This is a genomic window from Corynebacterium sp. HMSC072A04 (assembly GCF_001809235.1).
Classification (GTDB): Bacteria; Actinomycetota; Actinomycetes; order Mycobacteriales; family Mycobacteriaceae; genus Corynebacterium; species Corynebacterium hiratae.
Window position 1 is genome coordinate 18,842 of record NZ_KV796792.1, and the last position, 20,163, is coordinate 39,004.

The 20,163-nt window shown below is 61.4% G+C and carries 15 protein-coding genes and 1 pseudogene; 7 read left to right on the plus strand and 9 right to left on the minus strand.

Annotated elements, in window-relative coordinates; genetic code table 11:
- Nucleotides 1-437 precede the first annotated feature (437 nt).
- Together HMPREF2565_RS13730 and HMPREF2565_RS13480 are read right to left on the minus strand one after the other, a co-directional pair.
- A complete protein-coding gene (locus HMPREF2565_RS13730) occupies nt 438-854 on the minus strand; it encodes a hypothetical protein (protein ID WP_049154756.1) in 417 nt (138 codons plus the stop codon).
- Nucleotides 808-1,755: a trypsin-like serine peptidase gene (locus HMPREF2565_RS13480; RefSeq protein ID WP_168162659.1), complete on the minus strand. Its 948-nt coding sequence runs from the start codon at nt 1,753-1,755 to the stop codon at nt 808-810. The genes HMPREF2565_RS13730 and HMPREF2565_RS13480 overlap by 47 nt, the downstream gene beginning before the upstream one ends.
- Before the next feature lie 326 nt (nt 1,756-2,081).
- Between HMPREF2565_RS13480 and HMPREF2565_RS13735 the strand changes: the two are divergent.
- Nucleotides 2,082-2,298 (plus strand): annotated as a pseudogene (locus HMPREF2565_RS13735) (IS256 family transposase); the annotation flags it as partial.
- A 100-nt stretch (nt 2,299-2,398) separates the two neighbouring features.
- Here HMPREF2565_RS13735 and HMPREF2565_RS07640 read toward each other — a convergent pair.
- Nucleotides 2,399-5,656 carry an ExeM/NucH family extracellular endonuclease gene (locus HMPREF2565_RS07640; RefSeq protein ID WP_246819129.1) on the minus strand — a complete coding sequence of 1,086 codons (3,258 nt, stop codon included), beginning with the start codon at nt 5,654-5,656 and terminating at the stop codon, nt 2,399-2,401.
- A 229-nt stretch (nt 5,657-5,885) separates the two neighbouring features.
- On the opposite strand from HMPREF2565_RS07640, the gene purS reads away from it, so the two are divergent.
- Genes purS through purL form a run of 3 tightly spaced genes read left to right on the plus strand, consistent with a single transcriptional unit; the run spans nt 5,886 to nt 9,104 of the window.
- Nucleotides 5,886-6,116, plus strand: coding sequence for a phosphoribosylformylglycinamidine synthase subunit PurS (gene purS / locus HMPREF2565_RS07645; protein ID WP_039676532.1), 231 nt, complete (start codon nt 5,886-5,888; stop codon nt 6,114-6,116).
- A complete protein-coding gene (gene purQ / locus HMPREF2565_RS07650; RefSeq protein ID WP_049154757.1) occupies nt 6,116-6,778 on the plus strand; it encodes a phosphoribosylformylglycinamidine synthase subunit PurQ in 663 nt (220 codons plus the stop codon). The genes purS and purQ overlap by 1 nt, the downstream gene beginning before the upstream one ends.
- Before the next feature lie 28 nt (nt 6,779-6,806).
- On the plus strand, nt 6,807-9,104 hold the full coding sequence (gene purL / locus HMPREF2565_RS07655; RefSeq protein ID WP_071407098.1) for a phosphoribosylformylglycinamidine synthase subunit PurL: 2,298 nt from the start codon (nt 6,807-6,809) through the stop codon (nt 9,102-9,104).
- Nucleotides 9,105-9,241: 137 nt separating this feature from the next.
- Here purL and HMPREF2565_RS07660 read toward each other — a convergent pair whose 3' ends face one another.
- Both HMPREF2565_RS07660 and HMPREF2565_RS07665 read right to left on the minus strand, forming a co-directional pair.
- Nucleotides 9,242-10,201, minus strand: a complete 960-nt coding sequence (locus HMPREF2565_RS07660; RefSeq protein ID WP_070511040.1) for an Abi family protein — start codon at nt 10,199-10,201, stop codon at nt 9,242-9,244.
- 267 nt (nt 10,202-10,468) lie between these two features.
- Complete coding sequence (locus HMPREF2565_RS07665) at nt 10,469-11,506, minus strand: alpha/beta hydrolase (RefSeq protein ID WP_046649318.1); 1,038 nt, start codon at nt 11,504-11,506, stop codon at nt 10,469-10,471.
- 243 nt (nt 11,507-11,749) lie between these two features.
- On the opposite strand from HMPREF2565_RS07665, the gene HMPREF2565_RS07670 reads away from it, so the two are divergent.
- Entirely contained in the window at nt 11,750-12,451 is a 702-nt protein-coding gene (locus HMPREF2565_RS07670) for a PAQR family membrane homeostasis protein TrhA (RefSeq protein WP_046649317.1), read from the plus strand.
- Nucleotides 12,452-12,481: 30 nt separating this feature from the next.
- Here HMPREF2565_RS07670 and HMPREF2565_RS07675 read toward each other — a convergent pair whose 3' ends face one another.
- From HMPREF2565_RS07675 to HMPREF2565_RS07685, 3 genes are all read right to left on the minus strand, one after another.
- Nucleotides 12,482-13,117, minus strand: a complete 636-nt coding sequence (locus HMPREF2565_RS07675) for a DUF6891 domain-containing protein (protein ID WP_049157184.1) — start codon at nt 13,115-13,117, stop codon at nt 12,482-12,484.
- 95 nt (nt 13,118-13,212) lie between these two features.
- On the minus strand, nt 13,213-15,297 hold the full coding sequence (locus tag HMPREF2565_RS07680) for an acyl-CoA dehydrogenase family protein (RefSeq protein WP_070511038.1): 2,085 nt from the start codon (nt 15,295-15,297) through the stop codon (nt 13,213-13,215).
- A gap of 31 nt (nt 15,298-15,328) precedes the next feature.
- Complete coding sequence (locus HMPREF2565_RS07685; RefSeq protein WP_070511036.1) at nt 15,329-16,627, minus strand: acetyl-CoA C-acetyltransferase; 1,299 nt, start codon at nt 16,625-16,627, stop codon at nt 15,329-15,331.
- Nucleotides 16,628-16,812: 185 nt separating this feature from the next.
- Between HMPREF2565_RS07685 and HMPREF2565_RS07690 the strand changes: the two genes are divergently transcribed.
- Nucleotides 16,813-18,153: a 3-oxoacyl-ACP reductase gene (locus HMPREF2565_RS07690; protein ID WP_049157178.1), complete on the plus strand. Its 1,341-nt coding sequence runs from the start codon at nt 16,813-16,815 to the stop codon at nt 18,151-18,153.
- A complete protein-coding gene (locus HMPREF2565_RS07695) occupies nt 18,154-19,083 on the plus strand; it encodes a MaoC/PaaZ C-terminal domain-containing protein (protein ID WP_070511034.1) in 930 nt (309 codons plus the stop codon).
- Between the two features lie 42 nt (nt 19,084-19,125).
- On the opposite strand, the gene HMPREF2565_RS07700 is transcribed toward HMPREF2565_RS07695, so the two are convergent.
- The gene (locus HMPREF2565_RS07700) at nt 19,126-20,160 is read right to left on the minus strand and encodes an acyl-CoA thioesterase (protein ID WP_071407099.1); all 1,035 of its coding nucleotides are present in this window, start codon (nt 20,158-20,160) and stop codon (nt 19,126-19,128) included.
- Nucleotides 20,161-20,163 lie beyond the last annotated feature (3 nt).

A 20,163-nucleotide genomic window follows, 5' to 3' on the forward strand; every position in this document is an offset into this window, starting at 1 on the left:
GTGTCCGGCTGCACTGTTGGCGGCGTCTAGCGCGTACTCGGTACTACATGGGGGTGTTGGAGGCGCCACGACTCGGTGGCGTTGCGTCAACTTCTACTTGGAAAAGCTAGTTCTTGTGGCTAACTTCAAACAGATCATCGCGATGTGCATTGAAGGTGATGGGGTCTTTACAGGTTTACAGCCAACTGCCCGTGTAAACACATGCAGATAAGCGTTTGGCGCTCTTGGGGCAGAGGTTTAAAAGCGTTCATTTGTTTGAAAATGATGTTTTGCTGCTGTCATTAAATGCGCCAGCTTCTCATACGGGCGCGTACGAAAGTACGGTTCCCTCTCGAATTAGGTGTGGTTCATTGAAAAGCGTGTGCCCCCAGGAGGTTTCCCTGGGGGCACACGCGTGTTTCTCTTAGCTCTTTAGAACCAAGAAAGTTAGGGCCAATCTACTTAACAACAATCTTTACCATCACCGGCTCGTCATTCACGGTTACTTCCTGACTACCCTCGAGCGCTCGCGCGGAGGAAAGACTGGAAAGCCCTGAACAAGATGCGTTGATGGTATGCGAACCAGGTTCCAACGCGTAGAAGTACACGCCTTTGGCATTAGTCGTGTGTACCTTTTCCTGCGAAAGGCCAATAAGCTTACATTCGCCTGCCGAGTTACCACTGGAGGTTACAACGCGAATCGTTGATTCTCCTGCATTAGGCTTGGACTGCCCATCGTTGGGGAGGCCTTGGCCGACACTGATTGCAACAACTAGGGAAATAATGCCCAGAACGGTACCAATGAGTCCGAGAAGGTTACTGGGGTTATTAATGAGAGCTTGAACCTGAGCTGGAACCGGGATCTGTGGTTGCATTGTTTTGGATCTCCTTAATGTCATTGAAGGTATTTAGCATGCTTGGGCTGATACGTAGGGCACTGTTTTCAGGGCAGCCGAGATCGCTGATGCCATGCGTGTGAATGCCGATGGCAGCGTTGTCTGTGGTATAGACTGGCGAGCCGCTTTGTCCGCCCGTGGTGTCCAAGTTATAGCAGAGTCGAGTTTGGGTTCCTGGTTGAAGGATTCCGCTCATTGTCCACAGTTGTCCGTAGTCGCGAATCAGGCCCTCGCCTTTTTCTCCTGGAAATCCGGTGACAGTTGCTTTTTGCCCGGAGAAAGCGGAAGAAGTATCGCTCGGTTTAATTCCAAACCAGCTGGAAGAAATCGGCTTTGCAAACTTTACAACTCCCCAGTCGTGATCGGCGGACCCGGTAGTGGGGTATTTGGCGGATACCCACTTTTGGGACGCAAAGGTATAAGACCACTGGCTCCAATCTGATGGACGGAAAATGAGCTTTGGAGTCCATCGCTGCTTATCTTTTTCGTAAAGGCAGTGGGCAGCCGTAATGAGAGTATCTGGTGAAATCATCCAGCCAGTACAATGGTTAAAGCCGTCTCGCTGGATCTGGACGATAGCCGGGTTGGGAGATGCCTTTTGCCGATCATCGGTACCGATAATCGAGTAAGTCCCTACCGTGGTTTCGCGGTCTTGGGAGGTCGCCGTGTTTGGAAATCCGGAAAGTCCAACTGCCTCCGTGCCAGAGTTGAGGTCATCGTTATCAGTTGCAATTGGCAGGAATAGCTCCTCGCCTGTTTCTGACACGCCCACCACAGAGTCGTGAAATGCTTGGGTTTGAGCATTTGCTACGGTGGGGGACAGACAGGTTATTGCAGCCACTATTGCTGCGATAGTAGATTTCCGAAGAGAGAACTTCATGAGTATCCTTTGCAGGTGAGAGATGATGATGTGTGGGGTGAACTGGGGTAATTCCCATTCACCTTGCAGTGAATTATGAGGCATCGAAAAGGGCCGTGCAACCGTCAGGCGGTTTGATGTTGCCTCGTGTTCCCCCAAATAGGGGAGGGGTGGCCTCTTGTTTCATCGGGTCCGACTGGCCGGCTGCGCTGGGGATCCTATATAGGTTGCCAACCTCGTGGGTGGGTTAGTCGGGGTTGGTTTTCTCTGCGGGAGCTATATGGACCTGTTGTCTCCGGGCATGACTTGAAAGCTTATCCATGACGGACAAAACTTGGGACCCTTCAGACTGGTGGCTCGATACCCACACCGAAGAACCTGTAGCGCCACTGGAGTTAGCCAAGTAACAAGACTTCGAACGCCAAGGAGAAAAGCACCACGCGCTACCTGGGCGAAAGAAGAACTCAAACGGCGCGGCCACCCAAACGGCGACCAGCCACATACGACGCCCACATCGACTACGAATGGAACCCCAGCCTAGGCGTAAGAAAAGGCTGGGGCGGGGTTCCTAAATCCACACGAAATGTCCGTTACGCTCGGAGAAAAATGACCTTGAGTCCAAGGCTTACATACAAAACGCACACATTAAACTCGGGAGAGCGCTCTATTCAGACTCGGTTGGGACACAGGCAGCGGCAATGATGCCGAGGACTGCCAGCAGGCCGATACCACCAGCTGCGTACTGAGCCTCGCGTGGGATGTTGCGCGTGACGTTGTACGTCAGCGACTCAATTTGCTTCTGTACCGGCTCAAGGCCCGGGATATTGAACTGCGCGCTGATGTTCCCGAGGAAGGCCAGTGGGATGGCGAGGGCTGCTGGGATGGTGAGGCCGAGGACCGTCGGCAAGCAACGCTCACTCACAGAGGAACCACCTGCCGGGGTCGCCGGCTTGTCGCCGGACTTGACGGTTTCTGAGGTGCCGTCGGTGTAGGTGATGACGAGGTTACCGTCGGCATCCGTGGTCACGGACTTAATGCCGCGGCCGTCCTTGCCATCTTTACCGTTTGCGCCATCGCGGCCTGGTGCGCCATCGAAGCCATCGCGGCCCGGCGTGCCCTGGTCGCCCTTCGCGTCGGCGAGGGTACCGAGAATCTCAGAGGTGCCGTCGGTGTAGGTGACGACCACCTCGTCCTTGTCGTTGGTCGTCACGGACTTGATGCCACGGCCGTCTTTACCGTCGGCGCCGTCCTTACCGTCCTGGCCGGCGTCGCCCTTGTCGCCCTTAGGGCCCTTGTCGCCGTCCTTACCGTCCTTGCCATCGGCGCCGACGACCTTGCCAGCATCCTCGGTGGTGCCGTCGGTGTAGGTGATGATGAGATGTCCGTTATCGTCAATGGTGACGGACTTGATGCCGCGGGCGTCGTCAGTCGGCGCTGGGTCCTCGGTCTTGTCACAGTCCTTAAGATCGTCAGCAGAGCGCTTCACCGTCGCAAGGTTAAAGCCCACCTTGACCGGGTCGTGGTCGGAAGAGCGGTAGGGGTTATCGGCCTCGAAGACATCGCCGCCGGTGTAGTTACGGCGGGAGTACTCCATGGCGATGGGCTCGTCGGAGTTGATGTTCCAGGTCTGCGCGGCTTGAGCATCGACGTGCTCGTTGGCCAGGATGTGGTCCAGGGAGCCGAGGCGGCCGGAGAACTGGTAGGAGGCCACGTCCTGCCAGTCCTCTTGTGCGTTGAGCTCCTCAACCGGGATGGTGTAGCCGGCGTTGCGGAAGACGGAGATGGCATCTTCCTTGGAGTAAGCGTTCAAGTCACCCATGACGAAAGTGGCCTTCTCCTGCCACTGTGGCTGCTTGGACAAACCATCCAGGACTGCCTGGGCGTGGGCATTGCGCACGTTGGGGTTGTTGCCCTGGCCGTCGCCGGTGTCCTCGTCGCCCTTAGCCACCGAACCCTTGGACTTGAAATGGTTGGTGACCACCACGAAGGAATCCAGGCCCTCAGCAGTGCATTTGTCGGAGACGGGCTGGAACTCGGCGGCGAGCGGGGTGCGGGCGGTGCCCTTGAAACGCTCGTCCTCTAGCAAGGTGGCCTCACCTACTGGCTGGACGCGGTCCTTCTTGTAGATAATCGCGGTGCGGATGACATCCGTGTCCGCCGCGGAGTTCGCTGGGGCCTTGACGTAATCCCACTTCTCAGAACCCGCGCGGGAGTTGAGTTCATCTACGAGGTACTTCACGGCATCGTCATAGGTGCCACCCACGGTGTTCGCGGCGTTTTCGATCTCCGACAAGCCAATGACATCGGCATCGAGGCCCTCCAGCGCGGTGAGGATCTTGCCCTTCTGGTCATTGAACGCGGACTCGGACCACGCCCCGCGGAAGGTGGGGCTGTCGGAGCCGACGCCGTTGCCAAAGCGGTCCTTGTAGGACTTCGCGCCGTTGTCCTCACCTAGGTTGATGAAGAAGTTCAGCACGTTAAACGCCGCCACGGTGTAATCACCAGCGACCTGCGGAGCCTCCGGGCGGGCCGGGTCCCACGTAATCGGCAGGTCCGCGGTAGCGGAATCACCCGTAATCATGGTGGTGGGCTGGAAACTCCACTGCTCGTGGCCGTAGCCCAGGATGACGCCAGAGTCGGCAAACTCCACCTGGTTGGTGGTGCGGATGGTCTTCACATCCGAGCCGTTCTGCATGATGTACGGCAGCTTCGTCGACGCGCCATCGCGGGTGAAGTCACGGGTGGAGCCGTCATCCAAGATGACGTACTTCGCCGCGTTAGACGCTTCCATGTCCTTTTGTTCCTGAGTACCCGGGGAGACGATATCGGTAGGTTGGCGCAGCGCCTCCGTACCCGGGGCCAGGCCCAACTCGCCGTAGCGGTTGAGGCCGTAGTTATCGGTCACCGTGTGCACGCCGGGCTTGAGCAGCATGGACTCGAGCTTTTCGCGGGCCTCGTCGCCTTCCGGCAGGGCATCGATGGTCAGCGGGGTGACGGGATCGAGTGCGGTGTCGAGGACGGAGCCTTGGGCTAGGGCGATTTGGGTCTGCCCGTAGTACTCGTCGACGGAGCCAGTGACCTCGACTGATTCCCCAATCTCTGGGTAGAAGCCGGTGCCACCGGTGTAGACGAAGATGGCCTCCGAGGCTTTCTTCGGTGCGGTCTGGCCCGTGCCCGGGGTCTGGATGGTGAAGCCGTTGAGGGACTTCTCACCCTGCCACACGGCGGTGACAACACCCTGGGTGGTGACGTTCTGTCCCTTGAGCGGGGACTCCGCGCCGGTGCCCTGGATCTCCGGGATGGTGATGGTGGAACCCGGCTCGGCCGGCTGCGGGTCCTCCGGCGCGGTTGCGCCGCCGCCGGATTTCGGTGTTGGGGCGGCGGTGCTGAAGTCGGCGGCGTTGTCGTCGGTGTCGGTGCTGGCGTCATCGCGCTGCGCGGAGGTGGTGTTGCTCAAGGAAGAGGTAGGGGAGCCCTCGCTTAGCGACGCCTCCCCGTACCCCACCAAGTCCACCTCAGCGCCGGAGGCGTCGTAAAGCTTCACCGAGCCCTTGGAACCGGACAGGCTGAGACCGCCCTCAGCATCCGGGGTGGGCAGCGGCTCACCAGTGCCGCCGCCACCTTCCTGGATGAGGTAGTAGCCGCCAGCCGGGATGGAACCGTTAAGCGTGGTCTTTCCGCCGGAGTTGCCCTTGGACGAGAAATACTCCACGGACCATCCGGAGATGTCAATGGCGGAACCCGTTGGGTTGTAGAGCTCGATGAAGTCGTTGGTGAAGGGGGCGTTCTTGTTGCCGCCGCCACCGTAGACCTCAGAGATAACGGCGTTGGAGCCGTCCACAGAGGCGCTGGCCTGGGGGACAACAATGCAGGTAGAGACAAGGGCGGCGATGGCGAGAGAGCCGATGCGTGTGAGGCGCATGAGAGGTTCCTTTAATCAGCGAGAAAATGACAACGCATCTCGTTCTACCTGCCTTCGCCGCCGCAGGATACCGGAGGATAAGGGGCGAGCTGGGGGTTAAGGTGGGATTCCCCAAGAATTCTTCAGCCGTTTGGTTTGAATTCATCACCCCCAAAGATTCCGAATCTTTCCCGCTGGCGGGATAGACTGGCGGGGCACCTATACTCACGCACAGTAAGGCAGAATTTTCATGGCTCGTGTAGTTGTCAATGTCATGCCCAAGGCCGAGATTTTGGACCCGCAAGGTCAGGCCGTCGTCCGCGCGCTGGGCCGCCTGGGGGTTGCTGGTGTCAGCGACGTGCGCCAGGGCAAGCGCTTTGAAATTGAAGTCGATGATTCGGTCAGCGCCGAGGAACTCGAGAAGGTTGCGTCCACCCTTCTGGCGAACACCGTGATCGAGGACTACGAGGTTATCCAGTAATGAAGATCGGCGTTATTACCTTCCCCGGCACGCTTGACGACGTCGACGCGGCCCGCGCCGCCCGCACCGCCGGCGCCGACGTCGTGTCCCTGTGGCATGCGGACGAGGACCTGCGAGGAGTGGACGCCGTCGTTGTTCCCGGCGGCTTTTCCTACGGTGACTACCTGCGCTCCGGCGCCATCTCTGCGCTGGCCCCGGTCATGCGCGCGGTGGTGGAAGCAGCGAATAAGGGCATGCCGGTGCTCGGCATTTGCAACGGCTTCCAGATTTTGACGGAGGCCGGCCTGCTGCCCGGCGCCTTGACCCGCAACCAGGGGCTGCACTTCCACTGTGTGGATACCTACCTCGAGGTGGCGAACGCGCAGACCTCCTGGACCAGCGAGTTTGAGCAGGGCCAGCGGATCCTGATTCCGGCTAAGCACGGCGAGGGCCGCTTCCAGGCGGACGCGGAGACCGTGGAGCGCCTCGAAGGCGAAGGCCGCGTGGTCTTCCGCTACACGGATAACTTCAATGGCTCCATCAACGACATCGCCGGTATCACCAACGAGGCCGGCAACGTGGTGGGACTCATGCCGCACCCGGAGCACGCCATCGATCTTCTCACCGGCCCGTCCACCGACGGTCTGGGTTTGTTTGTGTCCGCCCTCAAGGTCGTCGCTTAACCCGCGCCGACGGTTATAAGGAGAAACAATGACCGTACACAACGACACCGTCGAGCAGGCGGCCGCGCAGCCCGAGCTGGAGCAGCCCTACCGCGAGTTGGGCCTGAAGGATGACGAGTACGCGCACATCCGCGAGATCCTGGGCCGCCGCCCCACCGACGCCGAGCTGACCATGTACTCGGTGATGTGGTCGGAGCACTGTTCTTATAAGTCCTCCAAGACGCACCTTCGCTACTTCGGCGAGACCATGACCGAGGAGATGGGCTCCAAGATCCTCGCCGGCATCGGTGAGAACGCCGGCGTGGTGGACATCGGAGACGGCAACGCGGTGACCTTCCGCGTGGAGTCCCACAACCACCCGTCCTACGTGGAGCCGCACCAGGGTGCGGCCACCGGCGTGGGCGGCATCGTCCGCGACATCATGGCCATGGGGGCTCGCCCGATTGCCGTGATGGACCAGCTGCGCTTCGGCCCGGCTGATGCTCCCGACACCAAGCGCGTTTTGCCCGGTGTTGTCGGCGGTATTTCGCACTACGGCAACTGCTTGGGCCTGCCCAACATTGGCGGCGAAACTGTTTTTGATGAGTCCTATGCCGGTAACCCGCTGGTCAACGCGCTGTGCGTGGGCACGCTGAAGGTGGAGGACCTCAAGCTCGCTTTTGCCTCCGGTACTGGCAACAAGGTCATGCTCTTCGGTTCGCGCACCGGCCTCGACGGCATCGGTGGCGTGTCCGTGCTGGCTTCTGACACCTTCGAGGACGGCGCCGAGCGCAAGCTGCCGGCCGTGCAGGTGGGTGACCCGTTCGCGGAGAAGGTTCTCATCGAGTGCTGCCTGGAGCTGTACAAGTCCGGCATCGTCGTGGGCATCCAGGACTTGGGCGGTGCGGGCCTGGCCTGCGCCACCTCCGAGCTGGCCGCCGCCGGCGATGGTGGCATGGAGATCAACCTGGACAACGTCCCGCTGCGCGCAAAGGATATGACCGCTGCAGAGATCCTCGCCTCCGAGTCCCAGGAGCGCATGTGCGCCGTGGTGACCCCGGAGAACGTGGAGAAGTTCAAGGAGATCTGCGCGCACTGGGACGTCACCTGCGCTGAGATCGGTGAGGTTACCACCGGCAAGCACCTCATTATCCGCCACCAGGGGGAGGTCGTCGTGGATGCCCCGGCCGGCACTATCGCGGACGAGGCCCCGGTCTACGACCGCCCCTATGCCCGCCCGGAGTGGCAGGATGCGCTGCAGGAGTTTAAGGGCGTCGAGAAGCAGGACCTCACCGTGGCGCTGAAGAAGCTCGTGGCATCCCCGGCTCTGTGCTCGCGAGATTTCATCACCGAGCAGTATGACCGCTACGTGCGCGGCAACACCGTGCAGTCCCACCACGCGAACGCCGGTGTGCTGCGCATCGACGAGGAGACCGGCCGCGGTATCGCGGTATCGGCCGATGCCTCTGGTCGCTACACCAAGCTGGACCCGAACATGGGCACCCGCCTGGCGCTGGCGGAGGCCTACCGCAACGTCGCCGTCACCGGTGCCCGCCCGGTGGCCATTACCAACTGCCTCAACTACGGCTCCCCGGAAAACCCGGACGTGATGTGGCAGTTCCGCGAGTCCGTGCATGGGCTTGCCGACGGCGCCGTGGAACTCGGCATCCCGGTCTCCGGCGGCAACGTCTCCTTCTACAACCAGACCGGCGAGGAGCCGATCTTGCCGACGCCCGTCGTGGGCGTCCTGGGCGTTATCGACGACGTCCACAAGTCCATCGGCAACGAGCTTGGTCTCGTGGAGGAGCCGGAGGTCCTCGTATTGCTGGGTGAGACCAAGGATGAATTTGGTGGCTCCATCTGGCAGCAGGTCAGCGCTCATGAGCAAGGAAATGAGTCGGAGAATGGTTTGAATGGTCTGCCGCCGCAGGTGGACCTGGCCAACGAGCAGCGCCTCGCGGACTTCTTCGTGGGCAACGAAGGCTTGACCGCTGCACACGACATCTCCGAGGGTGGCCTTGCCGTCACCGCATTCGAGATGGCCAAGCGCAGCGGCGTGGGCTTGAGTCTGGACCTGTCCAAGGTTCATGAGGATGCCTTCGTGGCTGCCTTCTCCGAGTCCGCCTCCCGCGTGCTCGTGGCGACGACCGCGGACCGCGTCGACATGCTGCTGCAGCGCGCTGAGGAGTGCGGTGTACCGGCCGTCGTCGTCGGCCAGACCACCGACAACGGTGAACTGGAACTCGGCGGCGAGTCCATCGCCGTTTCTGAGCTGCGTGAGGCCTGGGCTGCAATCCTGCCGGACCTCTTCGGCCACGCGGTCGGGGCAAACTCCGTGGTGGAGTAGGCCCCACTCACGCTGCTTGTCCCGCAGTTTCTAGAAGAAAAGCCCAGCTTCGGCTGGGCTTTTCTTTCCCCGAAGAGCCGCTTCGTAAGACCCACGAAATTCGCAACTGTTTGTTGCTTCAAAGGCATGAAAAGAACTTAAAGTGTCTTTTCATCCCAGTCGCTTTGAATTCCGATACTGGCTTTTTCAACAAGAGGATTCGTGAGGAAGTGCTGGTTTAATGATGCCACTACTTTGTCAGGCCAGGTAGTCCCAGGGGACACGGTTCGTAGCATATGCGCCATGACAATTAAAGCGCCGAATAGCTTTTCACTTTGAATCTCTGGCAGGAGGTAAAGGCTCCCATTGCTACGGATAACTTCAGTTGGAGCCGGAGCAAAAGAACGATTCCATAGCCTTCCATGGTGCGCACACGTATTCCGAATGATAGTTAGCTGCTCGAGCCAACTTGCCAGCGGATGTTTTTTCGTAAGTTTTTGCTTCTGATTCCTATTCAAACTAGCGAAGTCGATCTTTATATCCAGCGCTTCCGAAATCGATCGCTGATCGTTGGATCCTAAGCCTGCATAGAGCTTTGAAATATCCGAAAAATCGAGCACTTCAGCCACAACCCACATGGGATACTGTCCACCGTATTCATCAATGTAGTGCTTCACGGCGTCGTTCTTCTTTGCCCTCGCGAGTCGTCCATACGCTGTACTCAGCCACGACACGTGGTCGAAGTTTGGCCGAAAGTCGTCTGAGCGGAGGTAGAAAGTAGGATCATTGGGGTGTCGAGTACATAGCAGCTCGACGAGCTTGGTTCGCATCGCTACTTCGATTCGCTCCATTCCGTCATGGATCAGGGTGCGGAGTTTCCTATCGGCTTCATATAAGGAGATGACGTGCACAAAATCGGTACCATCGACGAAGTGACTTGAACGACTAGTTCCGTCTTCATTGAATTGTCTGGCTGGATACCAATAGGCAGAAAGTCGGTAGTAGCTAACGTGTGAAAACCATTGTTCAGCTAAAGCTTTGTCGATCTTCATGCCACGGCTTTGCAACCGAATAATATGCTCGTCAATGGTCGCTGCTGGCTTGAGCGATGAAGACATGGGAAGCCAATCTAGAGAGGGGACGAGTTGTTGTGGGGATCGGTTCGGCGGAACGGCGTAAATAGAGATCCAGCCCACTCCGAGTTTCCGAAGAGAAACCGGGCGGGCTGAACTATTAACCAGCATTTTACCGCAGGACCTTGAAATGCGTCAATCCCACTTTTCAGGTAGACGTGCACGTTGAAGGTCTAGTTGTTCATCCGAGGCTCTGTGAAATTAGGGTGCATCGGGGACATCGCCCGAAGTGAGGCGGCAACCTGTTATTACTTAAGCACCGATGGTGCGGGCGATGGTCTGGTCCCAGCTCAGCTTCATCTGGTGAGAGAAGAGGCCGAAGGTGTGCGAGCCTTGGGGGCTGAAGTAACGGTTCACGCGCACCCCGGCGTTGCGGGCGTTGCGGGTGAATTCCTCCGAGCAGTGGTTGGCCACCATCTCTATCGCGCGGGGCCCGAGCCACTGGCTGGGCTTGTTCGTGCCATCGATGGGGCCCGGGGTGCCGGAGGCCGAGCCCACGAAGACCTCGACGTCGCGAAGGCGGCCGGGATTAGCGTTGGGGTCGTGGTCGAACCACTGCGGGGAGCCCGGCAGGCCCCACGCGTTGAAGGAGGAGCCGCCGCCGTAGGCCATCATCGCGGTGGAAGTGGGGAAGCCAATCGCGCCGGAGCGCACCGGGCAGCCGGAGTAGGAGGCCGCGGCCTTGTAGCGCTGTGGGGCGTGGCCGGCGATGTCGAGTGCAGCACCGCCGGTGGAGGAAACACCACCAATGGCATCGCGGCCGGTGCCGTGGAATTCGGCGTCGATCAGCGGGGGCAACTCAGTGGTCATGTAGGTGTTCCACTTGTTGACGCCCAAGATGGGATCCTCGTTATCCCAATCGGTGTAGAGAGAATAGGCGCCGCCGAGTGGCATCACCACGTTGACGTTCTTGCCCACGGCCCATTGGCGAATATCGGTGTGCGTCATCCAGTTCATGCCCGCCTGGCCGCCCTCCACGCCGGGCAGCAGGTAGAAGGAGGGGCGCGGCTTATCGCCCTCGGGGAGCAGGACGTTATTGGAAATCACCGCACGGTTGGCCGGGGACCACACGTCCACCACCCAGTGGTTGCCGCCCATGTGGCGCTGTGAGGTGATGAAAGGCTCGTCGCCCAGCCAGGGCTGCGGGTTGGTCACGCGCGAGGAAACCTCGCCGATCGTGCTGGACTGAGCGGAAGCGGAGCCGACGCCTGCCGACGCCGCCCCCAGCGCCACCATGACGGCCGCGAGCAACGTCGCGGTGCGGCGAGGAACTGAGACATAGGAAAACACAAATAGTGAAGTTTACTTTGTCGGCGCCTTCGAACTGCACATAGCGGCAGAAAACCTGGCGGTAACTTTCGCTTAGCCCTTGTCCGCTGCAGCGCCCCGCCGTATAGTTACGGGTACGTAAGTTTTGAGGGTGAATGCGTTATTCGCATGACCCTCATTTCAGACAAGGCAAGGGCCCTCACTATGAACGCACCCAGTGCTCACATATCCTCCCCGCAAGAGTTTCCAGTTGAAGACAGCTCTATGCGCGAACACAGCACGATGGAGCAGCTCATCCAGCGCACCTATTGGATGGCGGACCGTGGTCCGCGTCCACTGACGCGCGGCTGGGGCCATTTCTTTGCCGCGATTGCTTCCCTCATCGCATCGACCGTCCTCATTACCTTTGGGTGGATGACGTTGCCGTGGTGGCAGGGTCTCGCGGTGACGGTCTACGGCGTGGGAGTGGTGGGGCTCTTTACGGTCTCAGCCCTGTACCACCGCTGGCCGTGGGTATCGATGCGCGCGGTGCAATGGTGGCGGCGTGCTGACCACGCGACGATTTCTGTGTTTATCGCGGCGACGTACACGCCGCTGTGCGCCATCGTGCTGGAGCCGACGCAGGCGCTATGGATGCTAACTGCGGCGTGGGTGGGCGCCATCATGGGCGTGGTCTTGAATTTGGTGTGGATCAATCATCCGCGGTGGTTGGATGTGGTGGTCTACCTCGTCCTGGGCTGGCTCATTCTGCCGCTGCTGCCAAACCTGTGGCAGTCCGCGGGGCCGGCTGTAGTGTGGCTGCTGTTCGCAGGTGGGGTGGTGTACTCGCTGGGTGCGTTGATGTACGGCTTCAAGTGGCCGGGGCGTAATGCGCGCTGGTATGGCTACCACGAACACTTCCACACCGCGACGATCGCCGCGGCGGTGGTGCACATGGTAGCCATCTGGATGGTTGTGGCGGGCTAGCCCTATACAGGGCTAGCGTTGTGGGGCTATTTACTCGGCATCGGTGAGATCTTCGGCGAGGGGGAATTCGAGAGCGACGTCCTGGCACAGAACGCGCGCTGTCGTCGAGCCATTCCACTCGGGATCAAAGCCCACGGCGCGCAGGGCCTCGACGAGTTGCTCGCCGACCTTGATGGTTGCTTCTTCGTTTTCCTCCATCGCGGAGAAACCGAAGTACAGCTCGCCGTCGTAAATAACTCGGCTGATGTCCTGTCGGTGGCAGTAGGCATAGCCGCTGCGGCCTTCCTTCTCAGCGAGCTTGGAGCCTACCCAGACGCCGTCTGAGAGATCCCAGGCCTCGTTGAACGTGAAGGAGATATCGCGCTGAGCAAGCTCCTCGCGCAGGGCTTCGAGGCGCTTAACATCCTCCGACTTTTCTGTGACCAGCCGGCCGTATTCTGCGGCGACTTCGTCGATGATGGTGTCAAAATCCTCTGGATAAGGTTCCTCGTAGCTGGCCTCCCATTCGGAGGGGTCATCGAGGACTTCAATGTAGTCGTTGTGGATGTCCTGGCGAGATTCGCCGTGGCAGAGGCGCAATGCGATGTCATTGCGAAGCGGACTTGGCTCAAGGAGATCATCGGCGGGTGGGAAGGAACTGGAGAACATCGGATGCTGTGTGGTCATAGCTCAGAGAGTAACCAGCCCCTATCGCTACTTTCAGAAAACTAGGGAGGGCACCCCGCCAGATGGCGAAAGTGCCCTCACTATGCGTGGAGTGACTAGACGTGGAGCGGATCCACTCCGGCCTCGGTCAGCATCGGGATGTTGTGTACCTCAGGCGGAACGCCGAAGGCATCGACGAGCACGACGGACCACGGTGCCAGCGAATCCACGAGGTCGTTGATGGCGGCGCGGGCGGCCTTGATGCGGCCTGCCGGGATCAGGTTGTGTTCCTGGTACCAGCCCGCGTGCTGGACCAAGGTGTCGAAGACGAAGAGGTGGCGCAGCTGCTCAAAGACCTGGCGTGCCAGCGAACCTTCCTCAAGACGCTCCTCTGCCTCAATCATGGCCTGGACCAACAAGGTATCCACGCGGGCCCAGCCGGCGGCGATGAGGTGATCCTGGCACTGATCCACGATGGCGGCAGCCTGCACCTTATCGGCCTTGCGGGCCGGCTGGATGCGGCGCACGAGGGAGAAGAGGATGGACTGGGCACGGTCGTCGATCAGCTTGGCCTGGTAGGTGGCGTCGAAAAGCGAAGCCTCGGAGGGGTTCACGCGGTCCACGAGGCTTTGCAGGCGGGTGGTGAATCCATAGCGGCGACGAACCACATCGGTGGCGGTGGAGGCTGCGTATTTCACGGTGTCCCACGGGCTCATGTCATTCATCGCGCGGCCATAGGCGGTGAGCAGGTTCTTGCCCACCATCTGGATGAGCACGGTGTTATCGCCCTCGAAGGTGGCGAAGACATCGGAGTCAGCGCGGTAGGTAGTCAGGCGGTTCTCCGACATGTAGCCAGCGCCGCCGCAAGCCTCGCGGCATTCCTGGATGGTGCGGGTGGCGTGCTGGGTCTGCGCAGCTTTGATGGCCGCGGCCAGGGATTCCATCTCGCGGGAGGCGAACTTCTGCTCCTCGGTCGGCTCCGTCACTGACCACGTGCCGTCCTCGTGCTGATCGTTTTGCTCCTGGTAGCGCTCCAGAATCTGGTTGTAGAGCAGGTGCAGCGCATAGGTGCGGGCCAACGGAATGAGCAGACGGCGGCGGTGCTGGCGGTGCTCGATGAGGCGCTTCTCAGCGCCGGTCGCGCCCTCAAACTGGCGGCGGCGGTTGGCGTAGCGAATGGCGATGTCCAGGGAGGCCTCGGTGGCCGCGCCCGCCGCACCGGAGACACCGATGCGGCCGCGGATGAGGGTGCCCAGCATGGTAAAGAAGCGGGCATTCTTGGACTCGATGGGGGAGGTGTACCTGCCATTTTCGTCCACATCGGCGAAGCGGTTGAGGAGGTTTTCGCGCGGCACGCGGACGTTGTCGAAGCGCAGGGTGCCATTATCGACGCCTACCAAACCACCCTTGTGGCCATGATCACCCAGGGTAACGCCTGGCAGCTCGTTGCCTTCTTCATCGCGGATCGGGACGATGATGGCGTGCACGCCGTGGGAGCGGCCATCGCTGTCAGGGGTGATCAGCTGGGTGAAGACGACGGCCGCACGGCCGTCCTTGGCGGCGTTGCCGATGTAGTTCTTCACCGCGGAATCGGAGGGGGTGTTGATGACGAACTCGTTGGTCTCTGGGTCGAAGGTGGCGGTGGTTTCCAGGGACTGCACGTCAGAGCCGTGGCCGCGCTCGGTCATAGCGAAGCAGCCTGGCAGCTCCAGGCTGGCGGCTTTCTTGACCCACTCGAGGTGGCGTTCAGTGCCGAGCTGATCCAGGGCGCCGCCCCACAGGCCCCACTGCACGCCGGACTTAATAGCCAGTGAACCATCAACCCAGGCTAGGCCCTCCAGGGTGAAGGTGGACAGGTTCGGCTTACCGGAACCGCCGTTGGCGCGGCGCAGGCCGTGGTTGAAACCGCCGAAATCGCGGACCTTGGAGAGGTTGTCAAAGGTGTGCTGGCGCTGCTCTGCCATCGGCAGGTCCGGCTTCGGGAAGAGCGAAGGGTCGTTGAGGAAGGTGCGCAGCTCCTGGCGGAAGGCGGCGTGGGGGCCGTCGAGAAGCGCAGCCAGTTCTGTGGCCACTGAGGGCTTCGGGGTGGTGGGCAGGCGGTGCGGGCTGCGGGCCTCGGCCTTGGGGGCGTCGGTCGTGGCCTGGTTGTTGAGTTCTGGTGAGACGGATTTCGTGTCCGAGGAAGACTTGGTGAGTGGCATGGTGGGGGTCCTTTCTGGGGAGGGAAGTTTCTTAACGCTCGACGATGGCTGCAACACCCTGGCCGCCGGCCGCACAGATGGAGACGAGGGCGCGCCCACCACCGTTTTCTTCGAGAATCTTGGCGGTAGTGGCGAGGATGCGGGTGCCGGTGGCGGCGAAGGGGTGCCCAGCGGCAAGGGAGGAGCCCTTGACGTTGAGCTTGGCGCGGTCGATGGGGCCCAGCGCAGACTGCAGGCCGAGGCGCTCGCGGCAGTAGGTCTCGTCCTCCCATGCAGACAGGGTGGCGAGTACCTGGGACGCGAAGGCCTCGTGGACTTCGTAAAAGTCGAAGTCCTGGAGGGTCAGGTTGTTGCGCTCCAGCAGGCGCGGGACCGCGTAGGTCGGCGCCATGAGAAGCCCATCGGGGCCGTGGACAAAATCGACCGCCGCGGTCTCGGAATCGACGAGGAAGGCGCGGGGCTCGATATTGTGCTCGGCTGCCCACTCCTCGGAGCTCAGCAGGGCGACGGAGGCGCCGTCGGTCAGCGGTGTGGAATTGCCCGCGGTCATGGTGGCCTGCGTGCCGTGCTGTTCGGCATCGCGCTTGCCGAAGACCGGCTTGAGCTTGGCTAGGGCCTCCAGGGAGGAATCCGGGCGCAGGTTGGTATCGCGGTTGACGCCGAGGAATCCGGTGGTGAGGTCATCGAAGAAGCCCTCTTCCCAGGCCTGATGGAGGTTCTGGTGGGAGGCGAGTGCCAGCTCGTCCTGGGCTTCGCGGCTCACGTTCATTTCGCGGGCGGTGATGGCGGCGTGATCTCCCATGGACAATCCGGTGCGCGGCTCGCCGTTCTGCGGCTGCTCCGGGGCTAACTGCGAGGGTCGGATGGAACCGATGAGCTGGGCGCGCTGAGCGGCGGTCTTGGCGCGGGTGAGGTTGAGCAGCGTGCGGCGCAGGGTGTCATTGACGGCCAGCGGGGCATCCGAGGTGGTGTCCGTGCCTCCCGCGATGCCGGCGGAAATTCGGCCCTGGGCAATGGCATCGCCGACGTGGATAGCCGCCGCCAGGGAGGTGCAGCAGGCCTGCTGCACGTCAATAGCTGGGGTGGTCGAGTCGAGCGCGGAACCGAGGACCGACTCGCGAGTGAGGTTGAAATCGCGGGAGTGCTTGAGCACGGCACCCGCGGCGACGAGGCCGAGGCGTTCGTCGTGCAGCCCGTAGCGCGCCACGAGGCCGTCGAGCGCACTGGTGAGCATGTCTTGGTTGGACGCGTGAGCGTACTGCTTATTGGAGCGAGCAAAGGGAATGCGGTTGCCACCGAGGATGGCTACGCGGTGCGGGGGGTTGGTCATCAAAAACTCCTTCGCGAGTGGTCTGGTGCGAATCGCCCCAGTGGGAGAGGGTAGCAATCCCACCGCGCGTTTCGCATCACAACTAAGGTGATATTGTTAGTTCTATCACTCAATTAACGGGCCTTGCAACTAGCAAAATAATGCTCGCAAGGTTGTGAAGATCTCAGAAAGGAATGCGTCACCTTATGCCGCACGTCACCATTGCCGAGAAGCTCATCAACTCTCCGCTTGCCGCCAAAGCGGGTGTACCCCAGGGCCACCCCCTGCGTCGTCATAAAGTAGGCGAACCGGCGCTCGATGGCCCCATCGTCATTGGCGGCCAGGGACGCATCGCCGACTTTCTTCGCTCCCAGCTAGCCGTGGATTACCAGATCATCAACGCCTCTGCGGAGGCCCCGCGCGCCGCCCTCGTCTTCGATGCCACCGGCCTAGAGACCCCCGAGCAGTTGCGCGAGCTGTATGACTTCTTCAACCCACAGATGCGCAACCTCCTGCCGTGCGCGCGCCTCGTGGTTGTCGGCACCACCCCGGAGGCTGCAGATACTATCGACGCCCGGATTACCGCGCGCGCACTCGAAGGCTTTACGCGCTCCTTGGCCAAGGAGATGCGCAAGGGCGGCACCGTGAACCTGGTGTGGGTAGATCCTGCGGCCACCGCGGAGGTGGAGTCCACCCTCCGCTTCTTCCTCTCCGGGAAGTCGGCCTTCGTGGATGGCCAGGTGGTCCGCGTGGGCGCGGTGAGTGAGGGCTCCCCCGCACGCGGAGGTGAGTCAGCGAAGTGGGAGAAGCCGCTCGACGGGCGCCTCGCGGTGGTCACCGGTGCTGCTCGCGGTATTGGCGCTACCATCGCCGAGGTGCTGGCCCGCGACGGTGCCAGCGTCATCTGCATCGACGTCCCGCAAGCTAGCGAACACCTGGCGAAGACCGCGAACAAGGTCAAAGGCACCGCGCTGCCTCTCGATGTCACTGACCCTCAGGCCGCGGACAAGATTGCCCAGCACGCCCAGGAGCGTCATGGTCGAGCTATTGACGTCATCGTCCACAACGCTGGAATCACCCGCGACAAGCTGCTGGCCAACATGAACGAGGGGCAGTGGGACGCTGTCCTTGCTGTTAACCTGCTGGCACCGGTACGCATTACCGAAAACCTCCTCGAATCCGGAGCCCTCGCGCCGGGGGCGGCCGTGGTTGGTGTGTCCTCCATGGCCGGCATTTCCGGCAACCGCGGCCAGACCAACTACGCCACGACGAAGGCAGGCATCATCGGGCTCGTTGATTCCTTGCGCTCCGTCTTGGCGGAGAATGGCTCCACCATCAACGCTGTTGCCCCCGGATTCATCGAAACCGCCATGACTGCGGCGATGCCCACTGGGCCGCGCGAAATCGGCCGGCGCCTGAACTCACTGCAGCAAGGTGGTTTGCCTGTCGACGTCGCGGAGACCGTCGCCTTCTTCGCTGCCTCGGCCTCCGCCGCGGTGAGCGGCAACACGGTCCGCGTGTGCGGCCAGAACCTCATGGGAGCATAAATGAACGTCACCACACTCAACGAGATTCCTGACCTTCCCGCCCTTTACCGCTCACTCATGGTAGGCGCGGTGCCCATCCCCGGGCTGGGGGCCGGCAAGCGCAAGGTCGACGACCCGCAGACCGCCTACCGCGTCGAGGGAGTGCGCGTCGATACCGCGCACCTGGCTCGCTACTGCCAAGCCACGGGCCTGCGCCTGGGCAATGAGTTGCCCGCCACCTACCTGTATGCGCTGGCCTTCCCACTCGCAATCAAGGTGATGGCGGCACAGGACTTTCCTTTTCCCGCAGTCGGCGTGGTGCACCTGTCGAACCGCATCGAGCAGACCCGCCCGCTACGCGTCGACGAAAGCTGCGACATCTCCGTGCACGCGGAAAACCTCCGCCCGCACCGCAAGGGGCTGGTCATCGATATGGTGACCACGTACAGCGTGGGTGGTGAGGAGATCTGGCGCCAGACTTCGGTTTTCCTAGGCCAGGGCGCGAAATTCACCAAGGACACCCCGCGGCAGGTGCGAACGCGCCCTGAAGCCGAGCGCTTCCTCGACTTCCCTGATGATGAGGCGGGAACGCCCACGGCAACGCTGCGCTTTAGTCCCGAGAGCACCCGCGTTTATGCCGCGGCATCCGGCGATAAGAACCCCATCCACGTCTCCACCGTGGGCGCCAAGCTCTTCGGTTTTCCCGCGCCCATCGCGCACGGCATGTATACGCACGCCCGGATGTTGTCGGTGCTCGACGGCACCCTTTCAAGTGCTGTACGCATCAGCGCGGACTTCTACAAGCCGGTTATTCTTCCAGCGACGACGGGCGTGTTTGTGGCTCCGAGTGTCGCCACAAACACTGAGATCGGAGCGCGCACCGTCACGTTGCGCAAAGCCAAGGATCCGAGCACCCTCCACGTGGCGTGTCGGGTTGAGCCGCTGAACTAGCTGCGGCCCCGCCCTAGTGATGGGGTGGAGGGCTGGCCTAGGTTAGTCCACGTGCTGGTGCTGTGGCGCCACCACCAGAGGCTTCGGGGAGTACTTGCCGCGCAGGCCGCGGAGAATGCCGGCGTGCTCCCACAGGCGCTTGTCTTCTTCGGTGCGGGGGACAAACTGGCGGGCGGCGAGCGGCTGCCAGTCAGCGTCCATGCCCATGTAGGCCACAGTGGCGTGGATGGCGGTTTCTAGTTTCTCGCGGCCACCGCGCGGGTTACCCGAGCGGACGTGGATCGACATCTGCATCGAGCGGGTATCCGTGCGCATCATACGGGCATCCACCTCGATGAGGTCTCCAATATGGATAGGCCGGTAGAAGCGAATACCACCGGCATAGACCGCCACCGTGTGCTCGCCTGACCACTCCATGGTGCAGGCAGCGCCGGCCTCATCAATCCATTCCATGGCCGTACCGCCGTGGACATTGCCGCCCCAGTTGACGTCGGTCGGCTTTGCCAAGAAGCGGGTGACCATTCGAGGGGCATCGGAAGGGCCATCATAAGTCTGTTTTTCCATCTCCGCTTCGATGGCTTGGCGCAGCTCGATGCGGGATTCCGCGGCTTCCCACACGCGTTGGTGCTCCACGGTGTCCGGAACCAGCGGCGGCACGGCGACCGACTTACCGGTTTCCGTGTCTTTGGCTACGAAGATGACGAGGCAGTCGCACGCGCGAGTAAAAATACCATCGCGCGGGTCGGCGGAAAGCACCTCGTTGACGATGTGCATGGAGGAGCGCCCCGTCATCGCGATGCGCGAGCGCACCTCCACGAGGTGGCCTGAGGGGATGGGGCGCGTGAAGTGAATATGGCCCACGTAGGCAGTCACGCAGTAGGTACCGGACCATTGAACCGCGCACGCATAGGCGGCCTTATCGATCCATTCCAGGACGCGGCCGCCGCCGATGCCCTGGGCGCCGGCGATGGTGAGATCGGTGGGGGCGGCCATAAACCGCAGGGTGAGGGAAGGGGACTTCTCGTTGGGAACGGACTTCTTTTCTTCCGACGAGCTTGATGGCATGGTTGGTGACATGGA